General features: G+C 65.5%; 12 protein-coding genes. 6 read left to right on the top strand and 6 right to left on the bottom strand.

The features are described 5' to 3' along the window. Window positions 1-64: 64 nt before the first annotated feature. Entirely contained in the window at window positions 65-667 is a 603-nt protein-coding gene (locus tag ABD883_RS06025; RefSeq protein ID WP_345030699.1) for a recombinase family protein, read from the bottom strand. Between the two features lie 417 nt (window positions 668-1084). On the opposite strand from ABD883_RS06025, the gene ABD883_RS06030 reads away from it, so the two are divergent. Both ABD883_RS06030 and ABD883_RS06035 read left to right on the top strand, forming a co-directional pair. Next, window positions 1085-2247 (top strand): IS3 family transposase gene (locus ABD883_RS06030; RefSeq protein ID WP_295688669.1). Its coding sequence is split into 2 segments (ribosomal slippage): window positions 1085-1369 and window positions 1372-2247, totalling 1161 coding nucleotides; the frame shifts between segments, so codons are not numbered across the junction. A 67-nt stretch (window positions 2248-2314) separates the two neighbouring features. Continuing rightward, on the top strand, window positions 2315-3109 hold the full coding sequence (locus tag ABD883_RS06035) for a hypothetical protein (protein ID WP_295688667.1): 795 nt from the start codon (window positions 2315-2317) through the stop codon (window positions 3107-3109). Between the two features lie 14 nt (window positions 3110-3123). On the opposite strand, the gene ABD883_RS06040 is transcribed toward ABD883_RS06035, so the two are convergent. Then, complete coding sequence (locus ABD883_RS06040; RefSeq protein WP_295688665.1) at window positions 3124-5934, bottom strand: DUF4365 domain-containing protein; 2811 nt, start codon at window positions 5932-5934, stop codon at window positions 3124-3126. Beyond that, complete coding sequence (locus ABD883_RS06045; protein ID WP_295688663.1) at window positions 5935-7101, bottom strand: hypothetical protein; 1167 nt, start codon at window positions 7099-7101, stop codon at window positions 5935-5937. 284 nt (window positions 7102-7385) lie between these two features. Between ABD883_RS06045 and ABD883_RS06050 the strand changes: the two genes are divergently transcribed. Then, the gene (locus ABD883_RS06050; RefSeq protein WP_295688662.1) at window positions 7386-7778 is read left to right on the top strand and encodes a hypothetical protein; all 393 of its coding nucleotides are present in this window, start codon (window positions 7386-7388) and stop codon (window positions 7776-7778) included. A gap of 11 nt (window positions 7779-7789) precedes the next feature. Here the strand turns inward: ABD883_RS06050 and ABD883_RS06055 are convergent, their stop codons facing one another. Then, complete coding sequence (locus ABD883_RS06055) at window positions 7790-8152, bottom strand: helix-turn-helix domain-containing protein (RefSeq protein WP_295688661.1); 363 nt, start codon at window positions 8150-8152, stop codon at window positions 7790-7792. Window positions 8153-8355: 203 nt separating this feature from the next. Here ABD883_RS06055 and ABD883_RS06060 point away from each other — a divergent pair, with 203 nt between their 5' ends. The 3 genes from ABD883_RS06060 (at window position 8356) to ABD883_RS06070 (ending at window position 10061) form a co-directional block, all read left to right on the top strand. Further along, window positions 8356-9114: a CPBP family intramembrane glutamic endopeptidase gene (locus ABD883_RS06060; RefSeq protein ID WP_295688658.1), complete on the top strand. Its 759-nt coding sequence runs from the start codon at window positions 8356-8358 to the stop codon at window positions 9112-9114. Between the two features lie 132 nt (window positions 9115-9246). Next, window positions 9247-9687, top strand: a complete 441-nt coding sequence (locus tag ABD883_RS06065) for a helix-turn-helix domain-containing protein (protein ID WP_295688656.1) — start codon at window positions 9247-9249, stop codon at window positions 9685-9687. Beyond that, window positions 9684-10061, top strand: a complete 378-nt coding sequence (locus ABD883_RS06070; protein WP_247618699.1) for a HepT-like ribonuclease domain-containing protein — start codon at window positions 9684-9686, stop codon at window positions 10059-10061. The genes ABD883_RS06065 and ABD883_RS06070 overlap by 4 nt, the downstream gene beginning before the upstream one ends. Before the next feature lie 129 nt (window positions 10062-10190). Here the strand turns inward: ABD883_RS06070 and ABD883_RS06075 are convergent, their stop codons facing one another. Both ABD883_RS06075 and ABD883_RS06080 read right to left on the bottom strand, forming a co-directional pair. Next, window positions 10191-10418: a hypothetical protein gene (locus tag ABD883_RS06075; protein ID WP_247618698.1), complete on the bottom strand. Its 228-nt coding sequence runs from the start codon at window positions 10416-10418 to the stop codon at window positions 10191-10193. Then, the gene (locus ABD883_RS06080; protein WP_247618697.1) at window positions 10415-10615 is read right to left on the bottom strand and encodes a hypothetical protein; all 201 of its coding nucleotides are present in this window, start codon (window positions 10613-10615) and stop codon (window positions 10415-10417) included. Before ABD883_RS06080 ends, ABD883_RS06075 begins: the two co-directional genes overlap by 4 nt. Window positions 10616-10713 lie beyond the last annotated feature (98 nt).

Here is a 10713-nt window from a genome sequence, read left to right on the forward strand (position 1 = left end):
CATTTCGCCGAGAACCAGACCATCGGCAACGCAGCCTGAATACAGAACAACCGTTCAGCCTCAACTAAACCCGGGATTTGACATAGGCCTCGAACGCCCATCGCACCAGCGGGGCACGGTCGGGGTCCACCTCGACGGTGCGGACCTCGCGGCCGAGTTCGTCGCGGCGGGTGACGTTGAGGTAGCCCATGGGTGCTTTGCCGTTGGTGCCGCCACTGAGCGCCTTCTGGTTCATGCCCTTGGAGACCTCGCCAGCGAGGTTGCGGGAGTAGAACTCCGCGATGGTCGACATGATGCCGTGCAGCAGCATCCCCGACGGAGTCTCGTCGATGTTCTCGGTCGCGGAGACGAGCACGACCCCGGCCTCTTTGAGGGCGAGGTGGATGGTCACGTCATCGGCGCTGTTGCGGGCGAGCCGGTCGACCTTGTGGACGATGCAGTATGCGACCTGGTGCGTTTGGACGTACTCGATCATCCGCATCAGTTCGGGCCGGTCGGCCTTGCGGGCGGACTCGCCGGCGTCGATGAACTCCTCGGTGATGACGGCGTTCAGGTCGCGGGCCTTGCGCAAATTCGCCTCCCGCTGGGCGGGGATCGAGAAGCCCTCGGCACGGCCGCCGCGTTCGGCTTGTTCCTTGGTGGACACGCGCAGGTAGGAGACGGCCATGGTGGTGGTCTCACCGATGCGGTCCAGAGCAGTAGTGGCTGGTGGTTGTGTAATGGTCACGGGTCGTGTTCCCTTCCCCGGATTGATCGGGGCCAGCACAAGCGGCGGCTACCGCTTGGTGCGGTGCGACTCGTAAAAGGGAAACACGACCCAGCCGACTCGATATCGGAGCCTGCTGGGTAAGCCACGAAGGCCAAACAGGACTGCGCACCACGACCGAACCGGAGGTTCAGTCGTTGGCTTCTTGCTGGTCCGATTCTACCTTGCTGTCCCGACATGCGCCGGGAACCGGCGACACGGCGTCCGGTGCGGGACGGGCGCGGTCTTGTTCGGCGCGGGAGCGGGCGGGACTGATGCACGGATAGGTGACACCTGATCTGGCTTGCTAACAGGCAGGTCTGGAAGGATGTCAGCATCATGCCCAAGCCCTATCCGAAAGAGTTTCGCGACGACGTCGTGCGCGTTGCCCTGAATCGGGACGAGCACACTACGATCGCGCAGATTGCCAAGGACTTCGGCGTCCACGAAGGCACCGTCACGAAGTGGATCCGAAAGGCCGAAATCGATGCCGGCAGCAAGCCCGGCACCACCACCGATGAGTCCGCCGAGTTGCGCGAGCTGCGGCGCCACAACCGGTTGCTGGAGCAGGAGAACGAGGTCCTGCGCCGCGCCGCAGCGTATCTGTCGCAGGCGAATCTGCCGTCAAAAGGCTCTACCCGCTCATGAGAGAGCTCGCCGCCGACGGGGTTCCCGTGGCGGTGACGTGTCGGGTGCTCAAGCTCTCCCGCCAGCCCTACTACCGTTGGCTCAGACAACCCATCGGGCCGGCCGAGCTGGTTGAGGCCTATCGGGCCAATGCGCTGTTCGAGGCTCATCGGGACGACCCGGAGTTCGGCTACCGACTGCTGGCCGACGAAGCCGAAGCCATCGGTGAGGCCATGTGCGTGCGCACGGCGTGGCGAATCTGCGCGGACAACTCGTGGTGGAGCGTCTTCGGCAAAGCCCGTGCGAAGAATGGGCCACCGCCGGGCCCGCCGGTCCACGATGACCTCGTCGAACGGGTATTCACCGCCACCGCCCCGAACGCACTATGGCTGACCGATATCACTGAGCACAGGACCACCGAGGGCAAGCTGTACATGTGCGCGGTCAAGGACGTCTACTCGGGGCGGATCGTCGGCTACTCCATCGACCGGCGGATGAAGGCCCGGCTGGCCGTCGATGCCCTCGAGATGGCCGTCGCCCGGCGCGGCGACGTGGGCGGCTGCGTGGTACACAGTGACAGAGGATCTCAGTTCCGGTCACGCAAGTTCCTCCGCGCGCTGGCCCGTCACGGGCTCATCGGATCGATGGGCCGGGTCGGGGCAGCAGGTGACAACGCGGCCATGGAATCGTTCTTCGCGCTCCTGCAAAAGAACGTCCTCGACCGCCGCCGGTGGACTACATATGAGCAGCTGCGGATCGCGATCGTGACCTGGATCGAGCGGACTTACCACCGCCGACGTCGTCAAGCCCGTCTCGGGAAATTGACCCCGGTGGAGTACGAAGCCATCATTGAACCCGTTGCACTTGCAGCGTGAAACCCGAAATGTCACCTATCCGTGCATCAGTCCCGCCTGTGTCAGACCGCCATGGGAAGGTTGAAGCATGGTAGCCATCTCAATCGTTGCCCTGGTCATCTCGGCCTTCGCCCTGCCATTCACCATCTGGGCAGCGCGGGCGGCCGCGAGGCAGGCGAAGGCGGCGCACGACCAGACGGAGATCCAACGCGAGCAGGCAGCCGCCGCGCGGGAGCAGACTCAACTACAACGCGATCTCGCTCATGAGGCACTACAGCCCTACGTGTGGGCGGACATCCAGCCAGATATGCAACAAGGCACCGTGATGCACGTGGTGGTGGGTAACAACGGTCCCACCGTCGCACGCAACGTGAGGGTGACGTTCGATCCACCGCTTCCAGCCGGCCAGCAACAGTCGGACAAGGTCGAGAGTGTTCAGCGGGTGCTCGCCAGCGGACTCCGCTCACTCGCGCCGAAACGGGAAATCCGGTGGACGCTCGGTGCCGGCTACGACCTCCTGTCCAGCGAGGAACCACAGGTCCGCACTGTGCGTGTCGAAGGCGAGGGCCCGCACGGTCCGCTGCCTGTCCTCGAAATTCAGATCGACATCTCAGAGTGGCGTCAGGCCAGGGACGCTCCGGACGGCTCACTGCACCATGTACGTGGCGCGATCAAAGACCTCACCAAGGCCGTGGGTGGCGTAGACAAGACGATGAAGCGTGTTGTCGATCGCTTGGATTACCCAGCGCCAGAGACGGTCGAACTCAATGAAATGAGCGACGCCTTCACCAGGCAGCAACTCGCACCGCCAGCACCCGAGGATGAGGCGGATTCCAGCACGGATCGAGCATCACTGCCACCGCCGACGGCGGAGGAACAATAGCGCCTGCGGAACTCTCAGTCGCTGGTGCTCTCGCGTGCAGCTTCGCGAATCTGTGCTGAAGGGTGCTGCGCGGCGATGGTCAGCAGTTGAGAAACGGCTGGCACCTCCGAAGGCGTGTGGAGCCCGGAAACGACCGCCGCGGCACTCCGCCTTCCGCCAGACTTCAGGACCTTCGACAGGATCGTCGCGACTCCCTCAGATGCGCGCTCGGCAACGACCAACCTGCTCAGCCCTCTGAGCGCCGCGTCACGTACGGCTTCGGTTGCGTCACCCGCTAGAGCGAGAAGGAGTTCGGACTCTGCCTTGTCTCCGAAACGTTCGATGATCCGTGCACTTGCGGCACGGCGAACGGTGTCCCCGCCAAGAAGGTCCCGTATCAACGGTTCGCGCGCGGCCTCATCTGCGAGAGCAGCGAGCGCTTCGGCGGCGAGGCCGCGGATGTCCTCGTCGTCATCGAAGAAGGTCCGCACTGGCTCTCGGTTCCGAAGCGCTGACACGGCTTCGACAAGTTGTGTCTTGATTGGGTCGGCAAGTGTCGCTCCATGGATGGCGAGTACCTGCAATGCGCCAGACTGTTGCTGAGGTCGGACCCCGGGAGCCGTCAACAGAGCTTCGATACGATCCCACCGCCCACTCGACGGGTGCCAGACACCGAGCAGGGTCATTGCATGGCCGGGGTCGAGACCGCCGACACTGTACGCCCCCTTGGCGGCATCCTCGATGAGATTGTCGATGACGCTGCACAGTCGGTCAGTAAGAGCATTGACTGCATCGGAGGGCAGCGTTCGCACGTCGTCGATGGCTTCGAAGACGATCAACTCCCCGGCCCGGGCTCGTTGAAGGACTTGCTCGCGACTCTCGGCTACTGCAGGAGCAGCGACCCTCAAGAAGGCCTCGCGTAGGTAGGCGGCGTCGCCGTCAGATCGGTTCGCCGCGCGCTGACGGTCACTCTCACGCCACGCGGATGCGGGGATCGTATGGATCAGCCGGGCGAGTGTCTGCGCGGTTCCGTCGTCGGTGACCGGGGGCTGGTCGAGGAAGTAGTCGATCACGTTGTGAAGGGCGTCCTCGCTCAACGTCCACACCATGGCCTTCAGCAGATCGATGATCTTGTAGAGCACGATGAATGTAGGCCGAGCACGTTCCAGGTAGGCCTGTGGCTCTTGGAGCATCGCCAGCGCCCACGCACAGGTTTCGTCGGCGCGTGCTGGTTCGAGAACGTCGCCGGCGGCCGTCAGCAGTTCGATATCTGCCAAAGCGGTCGTTCGAGTCGATCGAGACAAGTCCACGCTGCTCGCCGCGATCCTGGCGGCCATCGTTGGACCCGTGCGCACGATGTGTCGAGTCGCGCGCCCAGTGCTCTTGCTGTCACCGGAGAGACGGAGAAGAGTCAGCCGGCCGGCGACCCTGTCGGGATCATCCGTGGGGCCGGTGGTGACAAGGAAGTGCTCCGCGAGAGCGCCAATTGCGCCACGCCACCCGTCGTGGTCACCAGCGCACGAGGCCAGCAACGCCGCGGAAAGCAGGCGCTTGTGGGCAGTGTCCGAGCCCCCGATCCGAATCGACGCATCCTCGCTCCATCTCCGGAACTCCTCAGAGAGATGAGCGGATAGCCCATAGGACATCACCTGGGTTCTCCACCACGACGCTGGGTTGTCGCTGCGCTGGATGATGTTGGCGATGTCGCCCTGCATCCATCCGCTGGCCCTGAACGACGTCAGCGCACACGCGCCCGCGATGGCCGCAGCCGTGACGTCCGACGGTGCCTCTCGATGGATTCGCTGGGTCTTCATCGCGAGGTCGAAAGCCTCCTCGTGTCGTCCGACCTCCAGCAGCGCCCGTGCTCGTTGAGCTTCTAGCCATGCGTGATCCACTGAGGAGTAGTCGTCATGTGCCAGGGCGTCCTGAAGCACTTGGAGCGCCGTATCGGGATCGTTCTCGTCGAAGTGATAGACGCAGCGGAGCACGGATGCCGCGGAGCGTTCACTCGGCGTGGAAGCTAGGTCGACAAGCTGAAGCAGGTCAGCGGGTTCTCCCTGGTAGTGCCAGAGATGAAGGGCCGCGGTGGCGCGCCAACACCAGTCATCGGCCTCACGTGCATCGTCGAGTGACAGCCCCTTCCGCTCGGCGTCATTCTCCCCTGCGAGCGCAGGAAGGCTCATCGGTTCCAGAATCCGTTCAAGGTCGTCCCGGAAGTGCACTTGCATGGCGAGGGCTTCGAGCCCGGAGATCGAATCTGGGACCAGGTTCGGGTGGGGTGCGATGAGCCGGGGAGTGATGAGGGCATGCCGAACTTCGTCGACCGGTGCAAGATGCACCGCGCCGGTCCACGCAGTGCCGTCCCAGGTCGGAGTCGGAAGCTGCGTCAGCGCGACGTCGGAGAGTGCTTCGTTGTGGTCCGCGTCAACGGTTTGGGAGGCCGGTACAAGAATCTTGGCGCCCTTGCCGGTCGAGACGACTCGCGCAGGGGTGACGTGAACCCAGAACGAGAGGTTTCTGTCTTGATCGCGCAGGATCACCACGTGGGGCAGCGCGTGGCGCAGCCAGTAGTCGAAGTGTTCACGGTCGTCCTCGGCAAACCACCACCCAGTGATCGTGCCCTCGGCGTCCTTCTGCGGGGTCTTGAAGTAAGACGACCCGGTCTTGACCTGGGCACCCATCACGGCGCCGAGTTCGTACCGGCGGGCATCTCGCGGCCGCAGATATAGATCGGTGCCTGTGTCGTGCCGGCTATCGATCACCCCTCCCCAGCCCAAGCGCTCGAACTGCGCCAAGACCTCAGACTCACCCGAGGTTCCCGTAGCTTCGTTCTTTGGCGCCCGCACCTACGCCTCCTCCGTTGCCTCGTCCGCAACAACGCGAACGTTGCGCATCGCAGAGCCAGTGAATATGAGCGGAATGAACGAGTCTCGAAACGCGATTCCCGCTGGCCGCCTCGCAGGCCCGCCACCGGGAGGAGTGGTGAGAGGGAACCTCATTCCCACCGGAGCCTTGCCGGAAACATGGTCAGGATGTGGGCCGCCCACGGGATAACCGGGATGAGCGGGAGCGCCCAGATAGTCGGGAAGGTCTACCCGTCCTTCGAAGTGTTTCGTGGCCGCGACATGGAACATCGCCCCGTGGGCCCAGGCGATCATGTAGGCCTCGGCGAGAACGGCAGGGACATCCACCCTCAACTGCGTTAGCTCCAGCCCTTGTCGATGCCCGTCCACCTTGGGTGCCTGTGCGAGAACTTCGATGACGGGGCGGTCGAAGATGTCCACAGCGTCCGGGCCGGTCAGCACACCAACCGGGATGGTCCCATCTGCGCTGGGCGGAGTGGTGACGAATGAGACTTTGAGATCATCACGAGCGCGGACTGAGAGACCGTGCTTGACCTTGTTGTGAGCAGCGTTGAGTTGGAGCTCATGTCCCACGAGTAGGTCGATAGCGAACTGGAGCCAGTCAGCGAACACGTTGGACGCCGAAGCAAGTCGGCCCGTCATCCCGCTCTGCAAGTCCTGCTCGCGGAGAACCAGACGGACGAACTGCATCGGGGCCTCCGCCGAGGAGAAGGACTCGCGGAGCTGGCTTACGACCTGATCGAGTTGGTTTCGCCCGGCCGACAGGGCTTCCCAAACGCACGATTCGGCGACGTTCGTCCGTTGCGAGAGTGCCGCCGTCAACCGCACAAGCGACTCAGCCGCATGGTGCCGCAGGGCGTACGCGTCCGTGGCGACCTGTGTGGCAATGGACCTCGGCGAGGTCTCGGGTACGAAGCCCACCGGCCGACCAAGGAGGCGAGCGAACCGCCCACGGGTCTCGATCGCGTGCTGCTGTTCCGCGGATGCGGCCAGGGGATGCTCATCGCTGTCGACGTCCGACTCTGCCCACCGCAGCATCATGCCGATCCGAGCGCTGAAGTACCCGTACGGATCAGACGACAAAAAAGTGTCGTCAAGCTCCTGACACTGCTCGGCCGTCAGGTCCGGCCCGGCTGGTGGCGGGTACATTCAACAAGCGTATGGTCGCGAAATCGGCCTGCCCAGTCGCCTCGCCGGGCCACCGGCACGCAGCATGATCCACGCCTCATACGAGAGTAGGGCGGACGACCAGTCGGAGCGCTCCAGGACCGCGACCCTGGCTGTCCAGCTTCTTCCTTCTGACAGGAATCACCCGTAGACTGCCTGATGAGGCGGATTTCTCCTCTGTAACGCGCCGGTCTCGGCAGACCCTCGGGTCATTCTTCAACGCACTGCCTCACCAGATGCACTGTGCGATGGAGAGGAACAAGACCATGATCCGTCTGATCTGGACCGTCAGCGTCCACACCCGCTACTTCCTGCGGCGCTACATGCCCACCAACATCCTGCTGTATGCGATCCGAACCCGCCGACGCGGCTTGAAGTGGGGTATCCCCGCGATGCTGCTCGCAGTCCCGTACATCCTGATCGCGAACGCCTGTGTCCAACTCATCGACGACGGCGCCCCCGGATGGCTCCACCTCGCAGTGCTGTGGGCGATCTGGAACATGCTCAAGATGCTCTGGATCGGGCCGGTCAGCGCTGTGCTCCTAATCCGCGCCCGTGTCCGCGAGTCCATCACCGCCCGTCGCGAGCGCACCAGCTTGTCTTCCGAAGCAGACGACGCCGAAGAGCGTGCCGCGGTGGACGCGATAGGTATTCGGTGAAGTGTGAGAACTCAGGCACCGACCCGGCGACGACCGCCGGTACGGATCGTCCCGCCGCACGCGATCACCGCCGAGCGCACGGCCTCATGGCTGACTCCGAGTCGCGCGGCGACCTGAGCGAGCGTCATCCCACCCGCATAGAGTTGAGCGGCGTCCTGTCGGATCGCGTCCGGCAACTCCGGGCGACGCGCCGCCAAGCCCGCCTCCCGAGCTATCTCCCGCACAGTGCCGCGGTGCACGTTGAATCGCGTCGCCAGCTCCCGCACGGGCACACCATCGGCGTAACCGGCGATCAGCTCGGCTCGATTGGAGACGCTCAAACGGGTTTGAGACTGCCGCGAATTCTCACGCACCGGACCGCGCTCATCGGTCATCCGAGCACCCCGAGCGCGCGGCTGACGAGCCCGAGAACCCCGTAGAACACGGGAAATCAGCGATCCGAGCGGCTTCCGGGGGTTTGAGAAGCTGCTACGGAGGTCCACCGAAGTGAACAGCAGAACGGCCCCGCCACCGGCGGGGTCGTTCTCACTCCCCGACCGTTCGCAGCTCGCACCGTCATCCCCGGAGGGGCATCTCCATGACCGATCTTCTCGATTCCGCGAGCACGCTGCTGGGCTATGGCGCCATGCTCGTCCCCGGCCTGCTCCTCCTCGGGGTGTGCTTCTGGCTGGCGCGTGCGGACCGCGACTCGCTCCTGCGCATCGTCGTCCTCATCCTCGGCTTCATCCTCATCCGTGACGCGATGACTCCCACCCGGCTGTGGGAGTTCGGACTCGTCGGCGACTTCGTGCCCTGGCTGCGCATGACCGACGACCCGGTGGTGCTCGTGGCATTCGGTCTCGGCAGCATCCTCCTGGTCCTCGCCACCCTGCGTGACCCGCGCCTGCGGTCGCTCGTGCAGTGGGGGACGCCGAATCCCAGCACCCTCGGGCTGGGCATCCTCGGCGGGATCCTCGCCGCGGCTCCCATCCTCGCGGTGTCGGCCGCAGCTCCGCTGGAGGAGCGCGGCGGCGCGGTCGCTCTCGGCGTGCTCCCCGCCCTGGCGTTCATGGCGCTGGCCGGCAACCTCGGCGAGGAGGTGTTCTTCCGGGGCTACCTGCAGGGGCGGCTCGAGACCGCCATGCCGGCCGTGCGTGCCGCGCTGCTGTCGGCCGTCATCTTCGCGGCCTGCCACGCCTACCTCGCCACCACCGTGACCGACGTCGGATGGCCGCTGCTGGCATTCACCCTCTGGGAGGGTCTGATCTGCGCGTTCCTCCGCCTGCGCCGAGGCGTCATCCCGGCGGCGATCGCCCACGGCCTCGCGATCTTCCTCCTCAGCAGCGGGCTGGTCTGACGCAAGAGGCCTGCCGGGGTGCGCCGCGGGCACGGCAGTGCTCCTCGGGCCGACGGCGTTGGCCGCCGGCCCTCGGCACGGGGTCGATCGTCAGCGGGATCGCGCGAGTATATCGCGCGCTATACTCGGGTCATGGAAGACCTCAGATCTCGTCGAGTGCAGGCGGGACTCACCCAGGCGCAGCTCGCCGAACGTAGCGGTGTGCCGCAGCCGAACATCGCCGCCTACGAGCGAGGCCGGCGCCGCCCCTCGGCGGCCACCGTCGAGCGCCTGGACTCGGCACTGCGACCTTCCGCTCGCGCCGCTCTGGCCCACCATCATGACGCGATCCTGACCGTGCTCAGGGAGCACCGTATGAGCAATCCCCGGGTGTTCGGTTCCGTCGCCCGCGATGAGGATCATCCTGGCAGCGACATCGATCTGCTCGTCGATGCAGAGCCCGACCTGGACCTGCTCGACATCATCGATGCCGCAGAGCTGCTGGAGGAGCTGCTGGGCAGAGGCGTGGACATCATCACCTCGCGCTCGCTCCGTGCTGATCACGAGATCGCCCGCGCTACGGTGGCATTGTGAACCCACCGCTGACCGCTGGGATCCGCCGCGGACTCGAGGACATCATTCGGCTGTGTCGTCGCGCGGAGGCGCTGGCGGCCCGGGGCCGGGAGTGGTACGACAGCGACCCTGAGCTGGGCGTACCGCACCTCGCGGCAGACTCCCTCGTACTCAAGCTGGGAGAAGCGGTCCGCCGACTGCCCGAGGACTTCCTGCGCGACCGTGCCGAACAGCCCACCTGGCGCCGTGCCGTCGGGATGCGAAACCGGCTCGCCCACGAATACGACGCGGTCGACTACGAGATCGTGTGGCAGGTTATCTCGGTGCACGCCGCCGACCTGCGTCGCCACGTCGAAACCCTGCTCGAGGATCGCGAGGACGACCCGGATCAGTAGTCGGCTGATCCGGCAGTCCCGTTCGGTTCGCTTGTCGGTCTCACCCTACCGGCGGGTTCGGACACGGGTGGTCCGGCGCCCGGTCCGGATCAGCCCCGGCCCGCCCCGCGTGCTCGACCAGATGCTCCGCTACCGCCTCCGGCGCACCGTCCACACCCCGCGGAAGCCGGGGAAGGCGTTGACGTCGACGACGACCGGGCCGCGCGGGCCGATGACCCCGTCGACGCCGGCGAGGTGCATCCCGAGGCCGGCCGCTGCATGCCGGGCGAGGGCGGCGAGATCACCGTCTACGGCGAAGGGTTCACCTTCGGTGGTGTGCTCGTGGTCGAGAGTCGAGGGCTTGAGCAGCCCGCTCACCCACCGGCGACGTAGGCCTTGCGGTCTCTCCCGTCGTGCTCGATCCAGTCCTCGACCAGCTGGGGGCCGTCCATCGGGGGATCCGCAGGCAGCGGGTCCGACAGCACACCGCGCCTTCTCCCACCGCCGTGGACGGCCTTGACGACGACGCGGCGGTTGCGGGAGTCCGCGAACACCTCGGTCCAGGATCCCCGCACATCACCGCCCAGCGGCGGCGAATGCCGCGATCAGGTGCCGCGACTCCTCATCGAGTGACATGCATCACTTCTATCGGTGCGGATGGAACCCGTCAAGC

This window comes from Brevibacterium pityocampae (assembly GCF_039541555.1).
In the GTDB taxonomy this organism is placed as follows: domain Bacteria; phylum Actinomycetota; class Actinomycetes; order Actinomycetales; family Brevibacteriaceae; genus Brevibacterium; species Brevibacterium pityocampae.

Bases quoted from the DNA above. Each gene is read 5' to 3' on its own strand.
- ABD883_RS06065 (WP_295688656.1), top strand. From the start codon at position 9,247: ATGGAAGACCTCAGATCTCGTCGAGTGCAGGCGGGACTCACCCAGGCG.
- ABD883_RS06025 (WP_345030699.1), bottom strand. From the start codon at position 667: ATGGCCGTCTCCTACCTGCGCGTGTCCACCAAGGAACAAGCCGAACGC.
- ABD883_RS06035 (WP_295688667.1), top strand. From the start codon at position 2,315: ATGGTAGCCATCTCAATCGTTGCCCTGGTCATCTCGGCCTTCGCCCTG.
- ABD883_RS06050 (WP_295688662.1), top strand. From the start codon at position 7,386: ATGATCCGTCTGATCTGGACCGTCAGCGTCCACACCCGCTACTTCCTG.
- ABD883_RS06060 (WP_295688658.1), top strand. From the start codon at position 8,356: ATGACCGATCTTCTCGATTCCGCGAGCACGCTGCTGGGCTATGGCGCC.
- ABD883_RS06055 (WP_295688661.1), bottom strand. From the start codon at position 8,152: ATGACCGATGAGCGCGGTCCGGTGCGTGAGAATTCGCGGCAGTCTCAA.
- ABD883_RS06045 (WP_295688663.1), bottom strand. From the start codon at position 7,101: ATGTACCCGCCACCAGCCGGGCCGGACCTGACGGCCGAGCAGTGTCAG.